17 protein-coding genes are annotated in these 23,672 nt (G+C 55.7%); 10 read left to right on the top strand and 7 right to left on the bottom strand.

The features are described 5' to 3' along the window. Window positions 1–3 precede the first annotated feature (3 nt). A complete protein-coding gene (locus ACR0L3_RS09815; RefSeq protein WP_480745537.1) occupies window positions 4–2,412 on the top strand; it encodes a YbcC family protein in 2,409 nt (802 codons plus the stop codon). Window positions 2,413–2,490: 78 nt separating this feature from the next. Here ACR0L3_RS09815 and ACR0L3_RS09820 read toward each other — a convergent pair whose 3' ends face one another. After that, window positions 2,491–3,390 carry a LysR substrate-binding domain-containing protein gene (locus ACR0L3_RS09820; protein WP_480745538.1) on the bottom strand — a complete coding sequence of 300 codons (900 nt, stop codon included), beginning with the start codon at window positions 3,388–3,390 and terminating at the stop codon, window positions 2,491–2,493. Window positions 3,391–3,484: 94 nt separating this feature from the next. Between ACR0L3_RS09820 and ACR0L3_RS09825 the strand changes: the two genes are divergently transcribed. From ACR0L3_RS09825 to ACR0L3_RS09840, 4 genes are all read left to right on the top strand, one after another. Beyond that, window positions 3,485–5,005: a trimethylamine methyltransferase family protein gene (locus ACR0L3_RS09825; RefSeq protein ID WP_480745539.1), complete on the top strand. Its 1,521-nt coding sequence runs from the start codon at window positions 3,485–3,487 to the stop codon at window positions 5,003–5,005. 41 nt (window positions 5,006–5,046) lie between these two features. Further along, window positions 5,047–7,515, top strand: coding sequence for a GcvT family protein (locus ACR0L3_RS09830; RefSeq protein WP_480745540.1), 2,469 nt, complete (start codon window positions 5,047–5,049; stop codon window positions 7,513–7,515). A gap of 159 nt (window positions 7,516–7,674) precedes the next feature. Then, window positions 7,675–8,946 (top strand): DUF3300 domain-containing protein, encoded by a 1,272-nt coding sequence (locus ACR0L3_RS09835; RefSeq protein ID WP_480745541.1) that lies wholly within the window; start codon window positions 7,675–7,677, stop codon window positions 8,944–8,946. Between the two features lie 4 nt (window positions 8,947–8,950). Further along, complete coding sequence (locus ACR0L3_RS09840; RefSeq protein WP_480745542.1) at window positions 8,951–9,853, top strand: DUF2950 family protein; 903 nt, start codon at window positions 8,951–8,953, stop codon at window positions 9,851–9,853. A 233-nt stretch (window positions 9,854–10,086) separates the two neighbouring features. Here ACR0L3_RS09840 and ACR0L3_RS09845 read toward each other — a convergent pair whose 3' ends face one another. The 5 genes from ACR0L3_RS09845 to ACR0L3_RS09865 form a co-directional block, all read right to left on the bottom strand. Further along, complete coding sequence (locus ACR0L3_RS09845; RefSeq protein ID WP_480745543.1) at window positions 10,087–11,478, bottom strand: ABC transporter ATP-binding protein; 1,392 nt, start codon at window positions 11,476–11,478, stop codon at window positions 10,087–10,089. Further along, window positions 11,475–12,314, bottom strand: coding sequence for an ABC transporter permease (locus ACR0L3_RS09850; RefSeq protein WP_480745544.1), 840 nt, complete (start codon window positions 12,312–12,314; stop codon window positions 11,475–11,477). Before ACR0L3_RS09850 ends, ACR0L3_RS09845 begins: the two co-directional genes overlap by 4 nt. Continuing rightward, window positions 12,311–13,267 (bottom strand): ABC transporter permease, encoded by a 957-nt coding sequence (locus ACR0L3_RS09855; protein ID WP_480745545.1) that lies wholly within the window; start codon window positions 13,265–13,267, stop codon window positions 12,311–12,313. The genes ACR0L3_RS09850 and ACR0L3_RS09855 overlap by 4 nt, the downstream gene beginning before the upstream one ends. Before the next feature lie 4 nt (window positions 13,268–13,271). After that, complete coding sequence (locus tag ACR0L3_RS09860; RefSeq protein ID WP_480745546.1) at window positions 13,272–14,795, bottom strand: ABC transporter substrate-binding protein; 1,524 nt, start codon at window positions 14,793–14,795, stop codon at window positions 13,272–13,274. A 537-nt stretch (window positions 14,796–15,332) separates the two neighbouring features. Further along, window positions 15,333–17,639, bottom strand: coding sequence for a Tex family protein (locus tag ACR0L3_RS09865; protein WP_480745547.1), 2,307 nt, complete (start codon window positions 17,637–17,639; stop codon window positions 15,333–15,335). Between the two features lie 450 nt (window positions 17,640–18,089). Between ACR0L3_RS09865 and ACR0L3_RS09870 the strand changes: the two genes are divergently transcribed. Genes ACR0L3_RS09870 through ACR0L3_RS09880 form a run of 3 tightly spaced genes read left to right on the top strand, consistent with a single transcriptional unit; the run spans window position 18,090 to window position 20,573 of the window. Beyond that, window positions 18,090–18,692, top strand: coding sequence for an RNA polymerase sigma factor (locus ACR0L3_RS09870; protein WP_480745548.1), 603 nt, complete (start codon window positions 18,090–18,092; stop codon window positions 18,690–18,692). Next, entirely contained in the window at window positions 18,689–19,435 is a 747-nt protein-coding gene (locus ACR0L3_RS09875; protein ID WP_480745549.1) for an anti-sigma factor family protein, read from the top strand. Before ACR0L3_RS09870 ends, ACR0L3_RS09875 begins: the two co-directional genes overlap by 4 nt. Window positions 19,436–19,493: 58 nt before the next feature. Continuing rightward, window positions 19,494–20,573: a helix-turn-helix domain-containing protein gene (locus tag ACR0L3_RS09880; RefSeq protein WP_480745550.1), complete on the top strand. Its 1,080-nt coding sequence runs from the start codon at window positions 19,494–19,496 to the stop codon at window positions 20,571–20,573. Here ACR0L3_RS09880 and ACR0L3_RS09885 read toward each other — a convergent pair. Next, complete coding sequence (locus tag ACR0L3_RS09885) at window positions 20,546–21,436, bottom strand: LysR family transcriptional regulator (protein WP_480745551.1); 891 nt, start codon at window positions 21,434–21,436, stop codon at window positions 20,546–20,548. The two genes, ACR0L3_RS09880 and ACR0L3_RS09885, sit on opposite strands and share 28 nt — an antisense overlap. Window positions 21,437–21,540: 104 nt before the next feature. Between ACR0L3_RS09885 and ACR0L3_RS09890 the strand changes: the two genes are divergently transcribed. Together ACR0L3_RS09890 and gmd are read left to right on the top strand one after the other, a co-directional pair. Further along, entirely contained in the window at window positions 21,541–22,413 is an 873-nt protein-coding gene (locus ACR0L3_RS09890) for a phytanoyl-CoA dioxygenase family protein (protein ID WP_480745552.1), read from the top strand. Between the two features lie 129 nt (window positions 22,414–22,542). Then, window positions 22,543–23,667, top strand: a complete 1,125-nt coding sequence (gene gmd, locus ACR0L3_RS09895; protein WP_480745553.1) for a GDP-mannose 4,6-dehydratase — start codon at window positions 22,543–22,545, stop codon at window positions 23,665–23,667. Window positions 23,668–23,672: the final 5 nt, after the last annotated feature.

Genomic DNA, 23,672 nt, shown 5'->3' on the forward strand with positions numbered 1-23,672 from the left:
CCCATGTTTGCCAAACTCGAATCTTATCCCGCCCCTTTGCTGGAACTGGTTACTGAGGCCAAAACAGCAGCTAAGGCGATCCCGCCGCTGTTTCCGCTTTCAGCCAATGTTGCGGTCAACCCGTTTCTTGGTCAGGTGGATGAGTCGCTGGCCGTCACCTCGGCCCGCCTGGCACGGGTCGCCGGCACGCGGATCACACCCGAGCGGTCGCATTGGGCCGGGAAGTTGGATGCTGGTGAGGTCACCGAAACCGATATTCTGGAAGCGCTGTCCACGATCAAAGGCCAGTTCATCGTACCAAGCCTGGAAGATATCATGACTGCGGTGCGCCAGCCTTCAGAAACCCCCAACGCACTGCCCACTGTGGCCGAACTGGCGGCCGATATCTCGGGCACCGACTGGCCGGGTTTGATCGAAGACCGCATAGGCGTTTGGGCGGCCAGCCATTTTGATCAGGGTCAGGCGCTTTGGCAGCAAGCCCGCACCGGCGGCGCGTTCAGTGCATGGCGTGACTTTGCCACCCGCGATCTGACACCGGAAATTCACGGGCTGAAAGGTTTTGGCGCGTTTGTGGCGGCGACCAACCGTTCGCATTGGCGTGCAATTGGTCGGTCCTCGGAGCGGCTGGGTCTGAGCACCGATGCGGCGGCTACTGCCTATCACCGCTGGCTGAGCACCATGGGCGGGTGGGCGCAATACGCGCGTTATTTGTTGTGGGATGCTGAGCTGAACGGCAAACAGGACAACACCGTGACTGAGTTGTTAGCTCTGCGAATGGTGTTCGATGAGGCCCTGTTTGACCTTTACGAAGACCAGATCGCTGAAAAATGGGCTGAGGTTGTCGCCGCGCATGAAACGCCGGTTACACCCACGACTGATTTCGTCATCGACGCGGTGTTGCAAGAGGCCGCCGAGCGGGCGCAACAGCGCAAGCTGGCCGAACGGTTGCTGCCGGGTGTCGCGCGGACCACCGAAGGTCGCCCGCGGGTGCAGGCGGCGTTCTGTATCGACGTGCGCTCAGAAGTGTTTCGTCGCGCATTCGAAGCGCAGGATAGTGGAATCGAAACGTTGGGTTTTGCCGGATTCTTTGGTCTCGCCAGTGCCCATAAATCTGCTGGATCGGACGTGGTTGAACAGCGTGGACCGGTGCTGCTGCAGCCAGGTGTATGTTCGCATGCCGCAGAGCCTGAGAAAGCTGATCTAATGCGTCGTTACACCGCGCGGGCCAAGCGGGCTTGGGGTCGGTTCAAGCTGGCCGCCGTGTCTTCCTTTGCCTTTGTCGAAGCGACCGGGCCCCTGTATGCCGGGAAACTGATGCGTGATGCGTTGGGACTTGGTGGAAAAGGTAAAACCGAGCCTGCACCACAATTGGACCCAAGCCTCGATCTGGAAACACGCGTTGGTATGGCCAAAACCGTTCTGTCAGCAATGTCGCTGACAGATAACTTTGCCCGGATTGTGCTGCTGGTCGGGCACGGCGCGGATGTAACCAACAACCCGCATGAAAGCGCGTTGCATTGCGGTGCTTGCGGCGGTCACGCAGGCGACGTCAATGCGCGACTACTGGCCGGGCTGTTGAACGATTCCGAAGTCCGTTTGGGGCTGCGAGAACAGGGAATCAACATCCCCGAAGACACTTTGTTTCTGCCTGCGATGCACTACACCACAACCGACAGGGTCAGTCTGTTCGAGCAAAACTTGCCGCTGGATGGTTGGGCGCGTGACGTGAAGCAGTTGAATACTTGGCTGGATGCTGCTGGGCAGCTTGCCCGAGCCGAACGTTCTGCGCGTCTGCCACGCGCAAACAAGGCGACCGATATTCAGCGGCGTGCGTACGATTGGGCCGAAACCCGCCCGGAATGGGGACTTGCCGGGTGCCGAGCGTTTATCGCGGCTCCGCGACAACGCACCGATGGAGCGGATTTGGCAGGGCAGGCCTTCTTGCACAATTACGACTGGCGCAAGGATGGTGATTTCGGAGTGCTGGAACTGATCATGACCGCGCCCGTCGTAGTCGTAAGTTGGATCAGCTTGCAATATTATGGTTCGACCGTCGCGCGACAACTGTTCGGAGGCGGCAACAAACTGCTGCACAACGTGGTCGGCGGATTTGGAGTGCTGGAAGGAAATAACGGCGCGCCGCGTCCGGGACTTCCTTGGCAGTCCGTGCATGACGGTGAGCGTTTGCAGCACGATCCTTTGCGTTTGTCGGTGATCATCGAAGCCCCACGCGAGGCGATGTCAGATATCCTTTCACGCCATCCTGAAGTGCGCGCACTGTTTGACAACGGATGGCTGCATCTGATTGCAATGGACGATCAGGGCAAGTTGGCTTGGCGCTATGACGGAGACCTGAGTTGGTCGCCCATACAAACCTTTGCCGACAGCGAACGCGCCATTGCGGCAGAATAAGTTCAAAAAGGCGATCGAAACCCGGTCGCCTTTTTTTGGTTCGTGGGGAAGGAATTTATTGCTGTTCTGTCAATCAAGTTACCGGCAAGACAAAATCCAATCACGGACGATCTGGGCTTCGGGCGTCAACGGGCGCGATTTGGACCAGACAAGATAAAACCCCTTTCCTGTCTTCCAAGCCCAGTCCTGCCGCGCAGCCAGCATGCCCTGCTGCACCAAGGGTGTTACGATGTGGTTCCAGCCGAATGCAAATCCTTCGCCGGCCATCGCGGCCTGCAGAACCAGTGCGTAATCGTTCAGTCGCAGGCCAGTGCGTGGCGTAACCTCTGTAATCCCGAACGAACGGAACCATTGCTCCCATGTGGGGCGTTCTCGGATCGGTTCTTCAAGATGAATCAGGCGTTGGTTCAATAGGCTGGGAACGCTTCTGAGGGTCACCGCGGCCGCCATGACGCGCGGGGCTGCGACAGGGTAAATCACTTCATCCGCGATCAACTGTCCCTCGCAATCGGGCCAATCTCCATCGCCCAACCGTACGGCAAGGCTGATGGTTTCGACATTCAAGTCAGGCTCACGGTCACTAGATTGCAGGCGCAGGTCGATATCTGGATGATTTTGCTGGAAAGATGCAATCCGAGGAACCAGCCAGTAATTGTTAAAAGCCGATGACGCGCTGAGTGTAACGTGATCGTTGCTCGCAAATTGCCGGATTGAGTCAGCGGAATGAGATAGCTGTTCAAATGCCCGAGTGACATCGGAAAAAAGGCGCGTGCCAGCATTGGTCAAAGTGATCTTGCGATGGCTGCGTTGGAATAAAACGACACCCAAAGACGTTTCGAGCTGTTTGATCGAGGCACTAACGGCGGGTTGCTGAACGTTCAATTCGTCTGCGGCTTTGGTGAAAGATTCCGTACGAGCCGCAGCTTCGAAAACTACCAAATGGCGGGGTGATGAGAGTAGGGACCAGAGTCGTTGCATAATTTCAGATTATGCAAAACATCACTATTTTCAACCGTCACAGGACAACGTTTCCACGGTATTAATCGCGCGACGCAACACGGTGAGGTTTTCAATGGCACGACGCGCACGGGCATCAAGAACACGGCAGAGCACGACCGCTGCGGCGCCGGCCTCACCCTTTATTCAACGCCAGGTTCCTTTTTTCGACTTGCTTGATGAAGAACAGGTCGTCCGTCTTGAAAATCAGGTGGATTGGATTCTGCAGGACGTTGGCATTGCATTCCGAGACGATCCCGAGGCGTTAGAGCTTTGGAAACGCGAAGGGGCAACGATTGACGGTGATATTGTCCGTGCCCCGGCTGATTGGATCCGAAACCTTTGCGCCAAAGCTCCGCGTGAATTCACGCAACTTGCGCGCAACCGGGATCGATCAGTCAGGATCGGTGGGCGTAATCAAGTATTTGCCCCCATCTACGGTGCGCCTTTTGTGCGCGATTTGGAAGGCGGGCGACGCTATGGCGACATCCAGGCGTTTCAAGACCTTGTGCGCCTGACTTATCTGCACCCGAACCTGCATCACGGCGGTTTTGTTACCTGCGAACCCTGTGACGTTCCGGTCAGCAAACGCCATTTGGACATGTTGTTGGCCCATATGACCCTCAGCGACAAACCCCACCTAGGGGCGATCACTGAAATGAGCCGCGCACAAGACAGCGTAGACATGGCCGAGATCGTATTTGGCGCAGATGTGATGGCGGAAAACTGCGTCATAATGGGTAACGTGAACACGAACTCTCCGCTTTTGGTGGACAAGGTCGTGACTGAAGCTGCACGGGTCTACAGCAGCCGAGGGCAAGGCATGATCGTTGTGCCGTTTATTTTGTCCGGCGCGATGGGGCCGGTGTCGACAGCGGCCTCGGTTGCGCAGGCCATGGCCGAAGCAATGATGGTCTGTGCATACGTTCAGCTTATCCGTCCGGGCGCGCCATTTGTGCTGGGGAACTTTCTGTCCTCTATGTCGCTGAAGTCCGGGGCGCCGACCTTTGGTATGCCTGAACCTGTCGTCTCGAATTACGCTATCGGTCAATTGGCGCGCCGCGCAGGCCTACCGCTGCGTTGCGGAGGCTCATTGACGGCTTCCAAAATTGAAGACGCACAGGCCGCCTATGAAAGCGCTGATTCAATGCATTCGACGATGTTGGCTGGGGCGAATTTCGTGTTGCATTCAGCAGGCTGGCTAGAGGGTGGGCTTTGTACGGGATTTGAAAAGCTGATCATGGATGCAGACCGTCTCGGCTCGTACCAAAAGGTGCTGGGACAGGGGCTGGATACTTCGAACGAAGCGTTGGCACGAGACGCTTACCAAGAGGTCGGACCAGGCGGCCATTTCTTAGGGTGCGGTCACACAATGCGCCACTATCAGGATGCTTTTTATGAGCCGGCATTGAGCCACAGCGAGAATGTCGAAAGCTGGGAGGATGAGGGCGCTAAGGACATGCGCAGACGCGCTTATGAGCGTTGGATCCAAATGCTGAAAGACTACGAAGCACCACCTATCGAAGAGGCCAAACGCGAAGAACTGGAGGCATTTGTGGCAAGGCGCAAAGAAACCTTGCCCGATGCCTGGTACTGACAGCGCCCTCTCGCCCCCTTGTTATTTAAGGAAAACCTCGAATGCCAGAGATTCAAAAAGACGAGACCACCACCGGTAAACCGCTGCCGTCCCACGCCAAGGTCGTTGTCATTGGTGGCGGCGTTGTTGGGTGTTCGATCTTGTTTCACCTCGCCAAATTTGGCTGGAAAGATGTGGTGTTGTTGGAACGGGATGAGCTGACCTCGGGCTCCAGTTGGCATGCAGCAGGGCAGATTCACACGATCAGTTCCGACCCAAACATCAGCCGTCTGCAAAGTTATACCATCGACCTATATAAAGAGATCGAAGAGACCTCGGGTCATTCGGTTGGTCTGCATATCACGGGCGGTTTCTACGCGGCCTCGACCAAGGAATGGTATGATTACCTCAAGCGCGAGCGTTCCAAGGCACGGTATATGTGTCTGCATCAGGAGTTTATTTCCCCGTCCGAGCTGGCCGAACGGCACCCGCTGATCGACCCGAAACACTATTACGCGGCGCTGTGGGACGATCAGGATGGCGACCTTGATCCGTCGGGCGCGACCTATGCCTTTGCCAAATCGGCGCGCGTCCATGGCGCGCAGTATTTCACACATTGCGGCGTAACCGCGATGTCCCAGCGTCCGGATGGGTCGTGGGATCTGACGACGCCAAAGGGGCAGATCAATGCCGAGCATGTGGTCAACTGCGGCGGTCTTTGGGCCCGCGAGGTGGGGCATATGACCGGCATCCACCTTCCTGTGCAGCCGATGGAGCACCACTATCTGATCACCGAGAAAATCCCAGAAATCGCTGAGCGGATGGACAGCATGGGCGAAGCCGGACGTTTGCCCGCTGGGATCGACTATGAGGCCAATATCTACTTCCGGCAGGAACGGCAGGGGATGCTGCTGGGTACCTATGAGCCCAAATCAACGCCGTGGAAAGTAGACGGCACGCCGTGGGATTTCGGGCACGAGTTGTTGCAACCCGATCTTGACCGTATTGCCGACCGGTTGGAGATGTCGTTCGAGCGTATCCCCACCATCGGTGAAGCCGGGATCAAGGACATGATCAACGGGCCGTTCACCTTTGGGCCCGATGGCAATCCGATGATTGGCCCGGTGCCGGGGATGAAGAACTATTGGGTCGCGGTCGGCGTCATGGCGGGCTTCTGTCAGGGCGGTGGCGTCGGCCTGACCATGGCTGAGTGGATGATTGACGGAGAGCCTTCAATCGACGTTTGGGCCATGGATGTGGCACGCTTCGGCGAGTTTGCCACGCCCGATTGGGGCACGGTCAAGTCGTCTGAGAATTACGAACGCCGCTTTGTCATGACGTTCCCCAATGAAACCCTGCCCAAGGGTCGGATGCAGAAGACGACCGCGCTGTATGATCGTCTGGTCGCGAAAGGCGCGATGATGGGGCAGGGCTTTGGGCTGGAAAACGCGCTTTGGTTCGCCGATGGCCCAGAAGACGCTCATGAAGACCCGACATTCGAGCGCAACCGCAGCCACGACTACGTGGCGCGCGAGGTCAAAGCGGTGCAAGAGGCTGTTGGCGGGATCGAAATCGCCAACTTTGCCAAGCACGAGTTCAAAGGGGCTGGCGCGCGGGCGTATCTGGATCGCGTTCTGGCCGGGTATGTTCCGAAACCGGGTCGTTTGACCCTGACCCCGATGCTGACGCCAAAAGGTAAGCTGTACGGAGACCTGACAGTGGCCTGTCTGGCCGAAGACCACTTCATGCTGTTAGGCTCTGGTGCCATGCAAGAGGCGCATCGCCGCTGGTTTGAAAAAGACCTGCCAGACGATGTCACCTATGCCAATGTCTCGGACGACTGGCACGGCATTGCCTTGTCGGGTCCAAAGTCGCGCGCGCTGTTGGCGCGGCTGACGCGCGAGGATGTCTCGGCCGAAAGCTTCAAGTTCCGCGATCTGCGTCAGACCTTTGTGGCTGGTGTGCCGGTGATCCTGAACAGGATCTCGTTCAGCGGCGAGTTGGGTTATGAAATCTACTGCAAGCCGCAATATTTGCTGCGACTGGCCGAAGCGATCGAAGTAGCCGGGGCTGATCTGGGCTATCGCTGGTACGGCGCGCGCGCGCTCATGTCGATGCGGTTGGAGAAAGGATGGGGTGTCTGGACGCTGGAATTCCGCCCCGATTTCAACGCGGTCGAAAGTGGCATGGATGCTTTCATCAACTGGAAAAAGGACTTTGTCGGGAAGGAAGCCACCGAGGCGTTCCGCTCCGAAGGGGTCGACCGCAAGTTGGTGACCATGACAATCGATGTGGACGGCATTGATGTTTCGAACGACGAGGCAATCCTGAAAGACGGTGCAGCGGTTGGCTATGTCTCATCCGGTGGATATGCGCATCGGGTTGGTCGGTCGATGGCGATGGGTTACGTGACCGCCGAACACGCGGTTCCGGGCACAGAGCTTCAAGTGGAAATTCTGGGTGAATTCTATGATGCCGAAATTCTGGGCGGTCCGATCTACGACGCAAACGGAGCCAACATGCGTGCGTGACGAATGAGCGCCAACGTTCTTAGCCCGTCAAAATCCTTTACAAATAGGTGGGTAAGGCAACATCATGAGCGGAGTTTGAATATTCGAATGTCATAATGCCAGCGGCCAAGTTCAGGCGTGCCTGAACTCGTATTGTTGTGAGCCATAAGGGGTATGATCATGAATACTATAATTCGCGGATTGTTCTTGCTTTACTTTGCCTTTGCGCCAGCGACCCTGATGGCGCAATCCACGCCTGAAGACAGTGGGGAAAGCAGTGAAGGCGAAGCGTTGCTGACCCAGGCTGAGCTAGAGAACCTTGTCGCACCCGTAGCTCTATATCCAGACACATTGTTGATCCAAATCCTCGTTGCCTCGACCAGCCCTATGGAGGTCATCAAAAGTGATCGGCTTTTAGCCAGTTCTGAAGGTGACGACCCAGAGGTTGTTCAAGCCGCGATTGAAGCCGAGGAATGGGACGAAAGCGTTGAGGTTCTTGCGGTCGCCTTTCCGGAAGTCATCGAGGATATGGCTACCCATATCGAATGGACGGAAACCATGGGTGACGCCATGTTGGCGCAAAGCGACGACGTTATGGCCGCGGTCCAAACGATGCGTACGCAGGCTATTAATAACGGAGCTTTGGTGTCGGGCGAGGAACAGGTCGTCGAGGTCACTCAGGACGAGGATGTCATAATACAGCCGGCAGACCCCGAAGTTGTTTATGTTCCTCAATATGACCCCGAAGTTGTCTATGCAGAGGACAACAGCAATGTGGTTGGGGATGCGTTGCTGACCGGAGCTTTGGCGTTCGGGACATTTGCAGTCATTGACGCCATTTTCGACGATGATGACGATTGGAATGACTATTGGGGGTGTCGAAACTGCGGCGGCTGGGGTGGTGGCCCGATATACCGTAATCCCAATATTGATTTGGACGTCGACGGAAATGTGAACATCGGCAACGATATCAACATCGGCAATGGCGATCGAGACCGCCCGAATGGAGGTTGGAAACCGGATGATCGCCGAAAGGATGAAGCGCGAGACAAAATTGCATCAAAGAAAGGTGAGGGCGGCAAAACCAAACTGCCTGTAAACAAAGGCGACAGCCGTTCTGACGCGCTGCGGAACAAGCTTTCGAAAGAGTCGGGCGCACCTGATATTTCCCGGCCTGGATCGTCGGTTAAACCAGACGCGGTCAGAAAAACGATGAAAGGCACGGACCGACCTCCGGTAAATCGTGCGACACCCAGCAAATCAGCAAAAAAACCGACCAAGAAACCGGCTGTCAAAAAGCCATCCAAAGCCAAGGCACCGGTCAAAAAGGCGTCGCGACCTAAAGCAGCGCCAAAGCCAAAAGCCACGCGCAAAAAGGCCAGCGGGCAAAAAGCACGCAAGGCATCAAGTCGCGGCAAGGCCAGCGGTAAAAAAGCAAAGCGCAGAGGATAAAGACATGAAAAAGTATCTGCTGACGCTTACTGCTGTTCTTGGGGTCTCAATCGGCCCAGCCTGGGCGGAACCTCAGTCCTTTTCCTCGCCTCAGGATGCATTGGAGGCACTATTCTCTGCCTTGGCAAGTCCAAACAAAGAAGCTGTTCTTGAAGTTTTTGGCGCCGAGGCGGCGGATTACCTTTCGGATGGCGATCCTGTTGAGGATAAGGTCAACAAGCTGACCTTGCTTAACCTTTATAAGGAGGGGTACCGGCTTGTGCCACAAGATGACGGCTCTGTTCAGATAGCGTTGGGCGCAGAAGGGTGGCTTTTCCCGGTTCCAATCGCAAAAACGTCTGACATGGCTTGGGCTTTCGACAATGATGCCGGGCGGGAAGAAGTGCGTTTGCGAGAGATCGGCTTCAACGAGCTTGAGGTGATCGAACTGATGGAGGCTTACGTCGACATCCAGTCCGCGTTTCGATCACAGGATCAGGACGGTGATGGGGTCAAAGAGTTTGCCAGCCAGATCATTTCAACTTCGGCCGAGCAACGTGATGGATTGTTCTGGGCTGAAGAAGACACGCTGCTGGGTGAACTTTTCGCGCGTGCGTCGGCGTTTGGATACAATGACGGTGAGGATGATCATGCGCCCGAGCCTTATCTGGGGTATTACTTTCGTATACTGACCGAACAAACCGACGCGGCACCGGGTGGCGCGATGGATTACTTCGTTAATGGTCATATGGTGGCGGGCCACGCTCTGTTGGCTGTACCAGCGGAGTTTGGTGAAACTGGTATTCACAGCTTTATGGTGTCTGAAAACGGAATAGTTCTTGAGGCGGTTTTGGGGGAAGACACTTTGGACACAGCCGCAGCCATGACAGGTTTTGACCCGACAGAAGTCTGGCAACCGGTTCAGTAAAACTGTTTGCCTTGAATTTCGTCGCTGCCTTGCACCGGCAGGTAACGGTGGTTGGCTTTCAGAGTGTACACTGAGAGTAGGAAGCAAAACATGCGCATGTTTGAGCGCGCAGCCCAATAAAGACTGCGCTTGAATGTTACCGCATCGACCAGCTTTTAAGCTGCTGTCAATTGTAATGCCATGCAGGCGCTCATTTAAAGGAGTTGGGAAAATTCTTTCCCTACCATACACCGCTAGGTCAGTCTGATCACCCGATCGGCCCATTTTTCGGCGATGTGCTGATCATGCGTAACCAGAACGACGGCAATTTTATCCTCGGCCGTGACCGTTTCGAGTAATTTCAACGTGTCTCTTTGTGTGATCGGATCGAGGCGTGACGTGGGTTCATCCGCCAGAAGTACTTTAGGACGTACTGTCAGGGCGCGGGCCATGGAGATTCTCTGTAACTCTCCCCCAGACACTTCATCCGGACGCCGGGGCAACAGTGTGGGGCTAACTCCCAAGTGCTCTAACGTCTGAAGGACTGCACCCCAATCCGTCTTGTGAAGACGCGCCACGTCCCGCATTGAGCTTTCAAGCGGGATGCGGGCAGGAAAGGCCGCCGGTGGATCCTGATAGAGTTTTTGTACTAAGTGTTGTGACAGACCATTGGCACGTGTCACACGTCCAGCAGCTGGTGGTAAAAGCCCTGCCAATGCATCCAACAGTGTCGTTTTACCGATGCCACTGGGACCAGTCAGAGCGACACGCTCCCCTTGCCTGAGGGTGAGGTTGAAACCGTTGATCAACTGCTTTTCACCCCTCACTATGGCGACGCCTTCTGCCGTCAGGACAATGTCACCTGACTGATGTGGATCAGATTGCGGCCAGTTTTGCGGGTCGGCCTCAAGCAAAGAGCGCGTGTAGTCGTGGGCAGGTGTCGTCAGCACGGTTTCCGCTGGTCCCTGCTCGACCAGTTGCCCTTCACGCAGCACAAGCACATGACCGCCAAGACGCCGCGTAACAGAAACCTCGTGCGTAATGGCAAGTAAAGTACCGCCGGAGGCAGGTACCTTGGCCAATAACTCAACTACTTTGGCGTGGCGTTCGGCATCCAACCCTTTGGTCGGCTCGTCTGCCATAAGGATTGGCGCCTTCCCGGCGGTCGCAGCAGCAAAGGCTACCCGTTGCGCCATACCGCCAGAAAGGGCACTGGGCAGTCGATCTTCTGCCCCGGTCAACCCAAGTGTTGAAAAGTCATCTGCCGTCGCCTTTATGGCCTGCGCGGGTGGTTGACCTGCAACAAATCGGTGAGATTCAGCCACTTGACGAAAGGCTCGCATCAGTGGGTCCAGGGCACGCCAAGGCTCCTGCGGTAGTGTCGCCAGTTCGTGGCCCCACATAGCTGCGCGTTCGGCGGTCGATAAGATATCTACCCGGCGTCCGTTAATTGTGATCTGGCCTTCGGTGCGCAATGCCCCCGGCAAAGTACCCAGGATCGCCTGCGCGATCAGGCTTTTTCCGGCACCGGTCTCACCCATAACGACCAGTGTTCCACCTGAAGCCACCGAAAAACTGACCGGCCCCATAAGGCGCGTGGAACCGGCAAACACCGAGAGGTCTTCAACTTTGATCGAATGTGTCATGGGCGTCGAAGCCCTCCAACGGAAAGATGCAGGGCCAACACTGTCACGACGAGACAGGCCACAGGTTGCAGGATCAGGAACGGGGCCTCGCGCCAATAAGGCAAAAGTTCGGTCATCATGACGCCCCATTCGGCAGTGGGCGGGCGAATGCCAACGCTGACAAAGCCAAGCGCAGCAACAGAGGTCACTGCCGTTGCAGCCCCAAACGCGGCAATGGTCAGCAGTCCCGGTCCGATCTCGGGGATCAGGTGGCGGCGGATCAGCAGCCAAGAATTAAGGCCCAGAAGTTTTGAAGCTTCAACCGAGGGCTCGGCCAGCACGATCCGCGCGCGCTGACGCGTGTAGCGGAAGTATTCAACCCATAGCGTCAGTGAGATACCGGCATAGAGGGCCCACCATGATCCTGGAGAAATTGCGGCCAACATTAGAACCAGCAACAACCCTGGCAGCGCCAAAACAGCATCGGCGAAAGCGCCCAACAGCCGATCGGTCCAACCACCGAACCACGCGGCGGTCACGCCCAACAACGTTCCGGGCAAGCCGGCAGTGATCACAGACAGAAAGGCCAGAGACAGCGACAATTGTGCGCCAGACAACAGCCGAGAAGCCATGCCGCGGCCAAGATTATCGGTACCCAACGGGTGAGCAGCACTTGGGCCTTCGAGCGTGTGTAGAAGCGATTGCTTTGCCGGGTCGCCCCCGATCAATCCCGGCCCGCCAATCGCGGCTATGATCAGTAGGGCCATTAGCCCCAGCCCGATCATCCGTGAAATCGGAAGATTGGGTTTAATGGTTGGTGTTTTGGCGGCAATCATGAGATCGGACTGACTGCTCATGCTAACCGTCCTCTTGGGTCAATGCCACGACAGGCGAGGTCTACGCATAGGTTCAAAGCCACATAAGTCAGTCCCAGCACCAGTGCAGTGCCTTGCACCATTGCAATGTCTCGACCAAAGATAGCGTGTACCAGTGCATGACCGATGCCGGGCCACGCGAAAACGGATTCAACGATCACAACCCCTTCGATCAGATAGGCCAATTGCACGCCAATATAGGTTACAACCGGCAGCGCGGCATTCCGCACAACGTGGCGTGTCAATGTCAGTCGGGCTGACAAACCCTTGGTGCGAGCAAACAGCCGCCAATCTGCACTCATTGCATCTGCCACGGCATCTCGGATGACCCGGTTGGACACCGCTGCCAGCCCCAGGCCCAGCGTAAGCGAGGGCAGAACAAGATTGGAAAACCCTTTGAATCCGGCCACCGGAAACAGCTTCAACTGCACAGCAAAAATCAGCACCAGAACGATGCCAAGCGCAAAGGCCGGGATCGCACGCAGAAAAATCGATACCGCTAGCGTCACGCTGTCCAGCAGACCTCCGGGACGTAGACCCGACGCGATGCCAATCGGCAGGGCGATTAACAACGAAGCGGTTACGGCACCTGCCGCCAACAGCAGAGAGTATCCCAGCTGAGTGGCGATCTCATCAGCGACCGAGGTGCCGTAGACAGCCGAAGTACCCAAATCGAACTGCGCCAACGCGCTGAGCCAAGCCCAAAGCTGCACCAATGTGGGTTGGTCCAGTCCAAGCTCTGCTCTCACCGCATCGGCTGAGGCGGCATCCATCATGTCATAGCCATAGCGCCCGGCAGCGATGCGGTAGGCGGCATCCCCCGGCAGGGCTTGCATCATGGCGAAACTGACGATGCCAACAATCACGGCAACGATAAGCGCTTGCACCCCCCTTGTTGCGAGGGTTGCAAACGCCGCTTTGGCAAAATCGTTCATCGGATCATTCGGTCCAGTACATCTCACTCAGACCATAGCTGCGTTGCAGCGGGTCGATGATCACACCACCCAGACCTTTGTCGATGGAAACGGTGTGCTGATACCAAAGCACAGGAATGACAGGCAGTTCCTGATGCAAAATACCTGAAACCTTGGCGATGCTTTCGGCGCGCATGTCTGGATCCGCGGTTGAAGCGATAACTTCAATGGCTTCGGTCACTTCGGGGTTATCCCACCGCATGGCACCCCAGTCGCCGCCACCGTTGCCGAAATCCTGCATGACAGTCCCAATCGGGTCCGGCGTCAGACCGTAGTTGCGGGCAAACAGGGCCACATGCAGCGAACCGTCCTGATGCCCTTTCGGGATTTCGGAATAGCTGGCAACGCTGACCTCAAGCTCGATCCCGATCTCGCGCCATGTATCCTGCAAGGCGGTAGCAATCAGCGGCAACTCCGGGCGATCTGGGAAGGTGCGCAACGTGATCGAGAACCGTTCCCCATCGCGGGTGAGAATGCCATCCTCGCCCGGGACCCAACCAAGTTCGGACAAAAGTGCGCTGGCTGCATCAAGATCAGTCTCGAGCGGCGCCAGATCGGCTGAATGCCAATCGCTCAGCGCTGGTGGAAACAATTGGCTTGCAGCAGACTCGGGAAAGCGGGTGATTGCCTTCGCAATACCGGCCCGTGGAGTTGCAAGGCTAAGCGCCTGACGGGCACGGGCGTCAGCAAAAAACGGGTGTTCGGCGTTAACTTTCAGCAAGACTGCGCGGGGAATTGGTACGGCCTTGGTTTCGATCGCGTCGACATGCTGCAGGTGACTGTATCCTGATGCGTCCAGTGTAAATACCAGGTCAGCATCGCCGCTCTCTGCTAGTAGAGCCCTGGTTTCTGCTCGGCTCGATGCCAGATAGGTCGCGCTTTCCAGTTTAGGCGCGTCGCCCCAGTAACCATCGTAACGCACCATTGAAACACTTTGTGGCGGCGTGAATTCGGTCACCGCAAACGGGCCTGTTCCGACAAGTGCGATTGGATTGCGATCAGCATCAAACGCGGCAGGCGCAGGAATGATTGTGGTCGAATGGGTAAGGATTGATGGCAGCGCAGTAAATGGAGTCTCGACAGTAACGACTACCTTACCTTCTTCTTCTGAAATGCTGGTGATCGGTGCCTTCTGTAAAATTCCGGGCTGCTCCCAGGCGCGCGTCAGAGCAAAGACAGCGGCCTTTGCGTCAAACACAGAACCATCGTGGAATTTTACACCGTCGCGCAAAGTAAAAGTCCAGGTCAGGCCGTCTTCGGAAACCGACCAATCCGTTGCAAGTGCCGGACGCAGCACCCCGTGCTCATCCGCATCCACAAGTGTCTCCATAATCTGCAGGCTTTGGACAATGGACCCCGATACCGTCGGGTCATAGCTGGCGATTTCCCAGGGAGAAGCGATGGTTACATCGGTTCTGGTGTCTGCGATGGCAGGACCAACGGCAAAGGCAGCAGCTACAAAAACTGCCGTGCTCATAGATTTCAGCATGAGGGGACTCCGCTTTGAAATGACAAGAATCGCGGCACTCGTATCACTGAAAGAAATGTTATACCATAATAATAATTTGGGAATTGCCGGTCTTCAGTTGCCCCATAACTTTTTTATTATTCAGGTCGAGATAATGTGTGCACTGCCATCAGTTCTTACACACTAGACCACATCATTCCTGCGCCCACCGGGTTTGATGCTGATCTAAATCCAATCGTTCTTTTCGGAACCGGTCCGTTTGCGGTGACTCAATGAACGCCGCCGCAAAGTGTTTCAGTGGCACGTTTCGATGATTACTTGAGCGACCACTTTGATTGGATCTGACTGCCGAAGCTCCTCAACCAGCGATGTTTGAGATTGGTTACAGTGACGTAGTGAGAAAACTGAAAGTGTTAAAGAAGCTGTGCAACCTAGCCGTCTCGGATCGGTTGCAATGGCGGATAAAACGCAAATGCCATCTTCAAATTCTGGCAAGAACTGGAGAATGACGCGTTTGCCTAAAAGGTTGGGTAGGGGCTTTCTTCAGCCCCTAAAACTTCAGCGGTTTTTCATCGCAGATTTAAGCGCGTCCGCAAAAGCGTTGTTATGTTCATTGTTGTTGGATTTAGAGGACTTTTTGCCGTTGGATTTCAAGGAACCAGAGTTCTTGTGAGAGCCGCGACTGGCCCTGTCTTCACGTGCCGATGCTCCACCATCCTTGCGCATCGTAAGCCCAATGCGTTTGCGGGGTACATCAACCTCGACCACGGTGACGTTGACAACCTGACCGGCCTTGACCACTTCGTGTGGATCTTTGACAAATCGGTCGGCCAACTGGCTGACATGAACAAGCCCGTCCTGATGCACGCCGATGTCCACGAAAGCGCCGAAGGCCGCGACGTTTGTTACCGTGCCTTCAAGAACCATCCCTGGTTTCAAGTCGGTGATGTCTTCAACACCGTCCTTGAACGACGCAGTCGTAAAGCTGGGTCGCGGGTCACGGCCGGGTTTTTCCAATTCTACAAAAATATCTTGCACGGTCGGCAGGCCGAAGGTGTCGTCTACAAATTGCTCTGCTCGCAATCCTTTGAGTGCGCCGTCATTTCCCATGATCTGACGGATATCGCGTCCACAGGCCGACACGATCCGGCGCGCAACGCCATATGCCTCGGGGTGGACCGAGGATGCGTCCAAAGGCTCAGCTCCGTCCCTTATGCGCAAGAACCCTGCGCATTGTTCATATGCGCGTGGCCCGAGCCGAGCGACACTCAGCAGTTCCTTGCGAGATTGAAACGCACCGTTCAAATCGCGGTGCATAACGATTGCTTCGGCTAAGCCCGGTCCCAATCCCGAAACATGAGAGAGCAGGGGCGCAGACGCTGTGTTCAGGTCAACGCCCACCGCGTTCACCACGTCCTCAATCACTGACGCCAGCGATTGGGAAAGTCTGTGTTGGTCCACGTCATGCTGATACTGGCCAACGCCAATGGCTTTGGGTTCGATCTTTACCAGCTCGGCCAGAGGGTCCTGGAGACGGCGTGCAATCGAGACCGCACCGCGCAGGGATACGTCGAGGTCAGGAAATTCGCGCGCGGCCAGTTCCGAGGCGGAATAAACCGACGCGCCTGCTTCGGACACAACCACCTTGGTCGGGGCGGTGACGGTTTTGGGCAGCAACTTTAAAGTGTCACTCACCAACTTCTCAGTTTCGCGGCTGGCAGTGCCGTTGCCGATCGCTATCAGCTCGATTTTGTGAGTGGCGATCAAGTTCAGAACGGTAGCCTGCGCGCCGCGCAGATCGTTTTTGGGTTGGAACGGATAGAGCGTGTCTGTCGCAATCACTTTTCCGGTCGAATCTACAACGGCTGCTTTAACACCAGTTCGAATGCCAGGATCCAGACCTAACGTAGCCCGCGCTCCAGCTGGGGCGGCGAACAATAGATCTTTGAGGTTGCGAGAAAAGACCTGAATGGCTTCTTCCTGCGCGCGGCCCCGCAGGTCAGCCATGAGCTCAACCATCATCGACAGAGACAGTTTCACCCGCCAAGTCCACCCGGCCACTTTGCGCAGCCATTTATCGGCTGGACCATCGCCACGCGTGTGCAAATGAGCAGCGACAATAGCTTCGGCTCGTACTGCGCCAGATTCTAGTTCAGGCGCGATGTCTAACGTCACGATCCCCTCTTTCGAGGCGCGCAGCATTGCCAGCGCGCGGTGCGATGGCGTTTTGGCCCATAGCTCGGAATGGTCGAAGTAGTCGCTGAATTTCGCGCCGTCCCGCTCTTTGCCTTCGATTAACTTCGAAGTCAGCAATGCTTCGCGTTGCATGAAAGCACGCAATTCGCCCAGCAAGCTGGCGTTCTCGGTCAAACGCTCGGTGACGATATCCCTTGCACCGTTCAAGGCGTCTTTTGTGGTGGGTACTGCTTGGGTAACGTAAGCCCCGGCCAGTGTCTCGGGGTCAGCCGAGCGATCAGCCAGAATGGCATCGGCCAGCGGCTCCAACCCGTTTTCTCGGGCGATCATCGCTTTGGTCCGGCGCTTGGGTTTATAGGGTAGATAAATATCTTCCAACTGCGCTTTTGTGTCGGCCTTCGCGATGAATTTAGCCAAATCGTCGGTCAGCTTGCCCTGATCTTTGATGGAACCAAGGATCGTCTCCCGTCTTGCTTCAAGCTCGCGCAGGTAAGTCAGGCGATCAGACAGGGTGCGAAGTTGCGTATCATCCAGACCGCCGGTCGCCTCTTTGCGGTAACGTGCGACGAAGGGCACGGTCGCCCCTTCGTCCAACAGTTTCACCGCAGCACCGACCTGTTCGGGACGGGCGTTGATTTCGGTGGCGATGGTGCGGGCGATGCGGTCCAAGGAGGCCTCCTGAGTATATCTGGAAGCACTTCTTAGCTAGCCGTACGCCCAAGTGGAAGAGACTTTGCGACACTCAACCCATTTCGCCATTTTTTGCTGAAGGGCACACGTTAATTTCGCGATTTCAGCGTTTCACAATTCGTTATCGCACGCGTTTCACTCGTCCAAATGAGACAAAAGAAATGCTGTTAGGCGTCCAAGATCGACACTTTTTTATCGGATTGTAGTTCGACGCTGCGGTTCCGATCGCAAGTAGGCGATCAGGTTTGTAAAATCTACGTCTCTGTAGAGGCTAATGAATTGCACCCTAATCCTACGGATGGTGCTGTACGACATGTCTGACCTTTAGGCGTCTAATGTTCAGTGGTTGGTTATAGCCAAACTTGCGGCGGTTGCCGATGTCGTCATTACAGCTTTCAAAAGGAGTTTCATTTTAATCCTCCTCGGGTTATGCCCATCCTGACCCTGCGGGCCCGGTCCGTGGATGGCAAACACACACAGGTCGCGATTTATTCGATGAGTGGCGAGATTAGCTCAGAACAGGCAGTACGGCGGGCCATCCAGACGCACTCAAAACGCGTTTGGAGATTCGGGTTGGCGTTGTCCGGAGCATCAGACATAGCCGATGACTTACTACAGTCTACTTGTCTGCGTGCACTGGAACGCCACCATCAGGTTACATCCTATGACCGGCTGGATAGTTGGTTGATGACGATCTGCCGCTCGATCTGGTTGAATGAAGTGCGATCGCGATCAGTTCGCAAGGCGCAAGCGCTGTCCGTGACACCCGAGGCGGAATTAGTTGCAACAGGTTTGGATTCAGAAACGAATATTTTCGCCGCTGAAGTGTTTACACAAGTAATGCGGCTGCCAGAGGCGCAGCGGGAGACGGTCATGCTTGTGTTTGTTGAGGGGTACAGCTACCGCGAAGCCGCTGCTTTGCTGGATGTGCCGATTGGAACGATTATGAGCCGGCTGTCTAATGCCCGGCAGAAGTTGAAAACCGTAATGCAGTTTGATGCAGCAGACGCCGTTCGACGGAGTGGCAAATGAAGTTTTCCGATGAGACGCTACTGGCGTATCTGGACGGAAATCTGGATGACGCCGAGACAAGCGCAATCGAAAGCGCGGTCGAGACCGATCCCGCGCTTGAGCAACGCTTGATGGCGCTGGATCCGTTTGCACCCGCAGTGCAGGCGGTATTTGATCAGTTGCCCGCTGAAACACCACATTTCGAGATACCTGCACCCACTGCACAAGCTCCGAACCGGCCCACGGGTGGAGGGCTGCGTTTACTGGCTGTGGCGGCTTCGGTTGCGATTGTCGCTGTATCCGCGACCTTCTGGGCTACACGTCCAGAACCAATGGGCTGGGCGGAACAGGCTGCGCTTTACCAGTCTCTTTACGTGCCAGATACAATTGCGACGCTGGACAACTCACCTCAATCACTCGACGTGCAGATTGCGCAGGCCGAGGAACAGCTTGGACGCCCGCTCAACCGCGAAGCGCTTGAGATGTTACCGGGGATGGAATTGATGCGAGCACAGGTCCTGTCTTTCAAGGGCAAGCCGCTGGTTCAGTTTGTGTTCGCCGACGCTGAGGGGAACCCTTTTGCCTTTTGCGTTATTCGGCAGGGCGCTGGAGCGCCGAACAAGGAAGTTCGGCAGGCGGAGCTTAGTGGATTGACCACAGCCGTTTGGTCAAAGGACGGTTATGGTTACATGTTAATTGGCAGCCGTGGTCAGAGCGACCTGAGCGGACAGCTGAATTTTATCACTGAGAATTTCACAGGTTAGGCGTGTAATGCGCAAAAATGCCTTGTGAACTTGGGCAATACCTCGAAATATAACGCGCATGAAAAAAAAGCCTGTCATGCCCGATCCGGATGAGGCCGATGATACAGTTGGTCCTCGCAGTATCTATGACGTGGATCCGCCCGAGGATGACGACCTGTGGTTTATGCCTCCGGAGGATGAAGAGCAGGTTGATGACTTTCTGATCCCGGGGCCTAAGGCCGACCAGCGTTTGCTGTTTGATCCGCGGGATTGGCGCGCCGCGCAGGATGAACTTTCGTACGAATTGGCGGATCTGGCGGCGATCTTTGGAGCGTTGGACGAACGGCTTCGGGCAGGACCTAAAGGCTGGTCTCATCGTCTGGCCTTGATGGATGTGTCCGATCTAGGGTGGTGGACCGGAGACCGGATTAGCGTTGATCGGCTTGCTTTATGGACCGGTCTTCGTATTGGCGCGACTGGGGATGATGTGCAGGCTCTGTTCCGGGCAGGTTGGGCGGTTCGGCGACTTACTTCTGGTCCAGGCCCATCCGAAAGCGGGTGGGAGACCGGCTTGACCGCGTTTCTTGATCGTATGGGTCAAGGGATTGAGGAAATACCCGAGGCGGTGGCCGACTTAGCCGAAGTTATGCGAAATTCCGAAGGTTTGCATCCGGTCACGCAGGCAGCGATTGGTTTTCATGCTTGGCGTGCGCTGTCGCCAGGTATTGGCCAAGATACCGAAGCTGCGATTATTGCGGCGCGTCACGCGGCCACAATGGGACGTGGTGGCGCAATGTTTATGCCATTGGCTTTGTCCGGCCCCGGCGCGTTGCGAGGGGTAGGGGAGGTGGACGAAAAGCTTTCAGCCTGGATGCGTGGGGCGGGACAGGCTGCCTTGGCTGCACTGATGCATCTGGATCGTGTCAGCGCATGGGAACTGCGCGCCCGAGAAGCCACCAGCGGGTTGAGCGGACGAACCCCACCATTATTGATCGACGTACTGGCTGCTTGGCCGATGGTCTCAGCCCCCTTGGCCGAAGAACTGACAAAGGCGTCACGCGCGGCAGTGCAACGGAATATCGATCGGTTTACCCGGCGCGGATTAATCCGCGAGGTGACAGGGCAGTGGCGTTACCGGGTCTGGACCGCTGCGTTGTGATCCAGCAGCCAATCGCGAAAAGTACGCGCCGGTGGACGCAGAGCTTTGCGGGATGGGTAGACCAGATGATAGGCGTCGTGTCCTTCAATCTGAAACTCTGGCGGGCATGGTACTAGGCCGGATAGTTTTACAATCCGATCTGACGCAGGCGCGCGTGCCAGCGCGATACCACCTCCGTTTGCCGATAGTTCGACCGCCATGAGCGAGTTGTCGGCGAAGAAGTACCGCGCCTGGCCTGTGGACAGGCGCAAGGCGTCAAAAAGATGTGGCCAGCTTGCGCGGTGGGTCGATACCTCGATCAAGGGGAAATTAAACAGATCCTGAGGATGGCTGATCTGCTCGGCGATTTCTGGTGGGGCAACAGGATAGAGTCGTTCGCGCATCAACAGATCGCTTTCAGCTTCAAAAAGTGCAGGGTTACCGAATACGATCTGAAGGTCAGTGAACTGATTGGCAAAGTCCGATACCAGATTGCCGGTCGTCAAAGACAAGCTGATCTGAGGGTGCGCGGCCTGAAAATCAGGCAGCCCGCAGGCCAGAACCCCATGAGCGTACAGTAGAACAGATTGGACAAAAAGGCGCTGTTCGCGGGTTTCTCCGAACAGACCGGTTGTTGCTGTCTCCAACATAAGAAGGGATTGCTGAACCGATGGTAGGTAGGCGCGACCGGCTTCCGTCAAGGTTACCGCATGAGCGTGGCGATGAAACAAAGGCGTTCCCAACCGGGTTTCCAGCGCCTTTACCTGCTGGCTGACGGCCGCTGCAGACATGTTCAGTTGTACGGCTGCGCGGGCGAAGCTCTCAGTTCGGGCGGCTGCTTCAAAGACACGTAGCCAGTTGAGTGAGGGAACACGGGACGACATGTGAGAAGGCTAAGCTGAACTTAGCCTCACGGGCAATAGGTTGCACGCTGTCCTGCCGAAAATCTGGCCTATCCTGAAGTGGCAAGCAGCCAGTGAGGTACGCCATGCCAAACTCCAACGCCACTTTGACCGACGCGCAAACGAAACAATATTGGGAAGACGGATTTCTTTACCCGCTGACAGTTTTTTCCCAAGAAGAAGCTGCAGGTATCCGCGACGAACTGGAACAGCTTGAACAGGACTGGCTAACGGCAGACTTACCGCTGCCGTTGAACACCTACAAACGCGTCAACGCACATTTGGTTATTCCCCTTGCAGCTAAGATTGCACTGGACCCTCGGGTTCTGGATGTAGTCGAGGGTGTCTTAGGTCCGGATATCATGGTTTGGTCGGCCGAGTTCTTTATCAAAGAGGCGCAAACGGAACACACGGTCGGCATGCATCAGGACCTCACTTATTGGGGTATGGGTGAGACGCCTGATCAGGTCACAGCCTGGATAGCGCTGTCGCCGGCAACAACCGAAAGCGGTTGTATGGATTTCGTGCGAGCCAGTCACAAAAATCCGATCCTGCCTCACAACGATACTTTTTCCGACACCAATCTGCTGTCGCGCGGACAAGAGATTGCCGTCGAGGTTGCGGAGGAAGACAAAACCCATATTGAGCTGACACCGGGGCAAATGTCGTTGCATCACGGGCTAACAATTCATGGGTCTGGTCCGAACAGGTCAGATGATCGCAGGATCGGTCTGGCAATTCGCTATCTCAATCCTAATGCCAAGCAACTGATCGCGGATCGGGATTACGCTTTGATGGCTCGCGGACAGGACGGGCATTCGAATTTCGTGCGTGTCGAGCCGCCGAGCGAGTTGTTTTCGGATCAGGCACTTGCCCTTTACGAGCAAGTACGACGAGATCAAAGTAAAGCTTTGGCAGATGGGGCTCAGGGTGCAGTAACCCTTTACGCGTCGAACTGACTAAGATGCCTAGCCAATAAACAAGCTTGCGTCCGACTTCACGGTCGTCTTTTGCCTTGGGTTGCATTCCGCGTCGCCTTAATGTTTGAGGCGACGACGATGCGCACAGTATTCCCCAAGGAAGAAAAAATGACAAAAAAAGCGTTGATTACCGGGATCACGGGGCAGGACGGATCCTATCTGGCGGAATTCTTGCTGGAAAAAGGTTATGAGGTTCACGGTATTAAACGCAGAGCGTCTTCCTTCAACACACAGCGAATTGACCACATCTATCAAGATCCGCATGACCCAAATCCCAATTTATATCTGCACTATGGTGATTTGAGCGATACGTCGAATTTGACGCGTGTCATCCAAGAAGTGCAGCCAGACGAAGTTTACAATCTCGGCGCGCAATCGCACGTGGCGGTCAGTTTTGAGGCGCCCGAGTATACTGCGGATGTAGATGCCATTGGTACTCTGCGATTATTGGAAGCCATCCGTTTTTTGGGTTTGGAAAAGAAAACGCGTTTTTATCAGGCGTCTACGTCCGAGTTGTACGGTTTGGTTCAGGAAACCCCACAGCGAGAGACCACCCCGTTCCACCCACGTTCGCCGTATGCAGTGGCTAAGCTGTATTCCTATTGGATAACGATAAACTATCGCGAAGCTTATGGAATCTATGCCTGCAACGGTATCATGTTCAATCACGAAAGCCCGCGCCGAGGGGAGACTTTTGTAACTCGCAAGATCACGCGTGGGTTGGCGAATATCGCGCAAGGTTTGGAAGAGTGCCTATATCTGGGCAATATTGCCAGCCTGCGAGACTGGGGGCATGCCAAGGACTATGTCCGGATGCAGTGGTTAATGCTGCAGCAGGACACCCCCGAAGATTTTGTGATTGCCACAGGCACGCAGTATTCTGTCCGACAGTTCATAGAATGGTCCGCAGCTGAGCTCGGCATTGAGTTGGAGTTTACTGGCGAAGGCGCTGATGAAATCGCGACTGTTGCGTCGATCGAAGGTGATTACGCACCCGCGCTTAAGCCTGGCGACGTGATCGTACGCATTGACCCTAAATACTATCGTCCCGCAGAGGTCGAAACGTTGCTGGGTGATCCATCGAAGGCAAAGTCCAAGCTTGGGTGGGAGCCTGAGCTGACCGTGCAGGACATGTGCGCCGAAATGATTGCCGAAGACCTGAAAACTGCCAAACGCTATGCATTGTTGAAAGAGCATGGCTATGAATTGCCTGTGAGCATGGAAAACGGCTGAGGAGC

The organism is Ruegeria sp. CK1 (assembly GCF_056536545.1).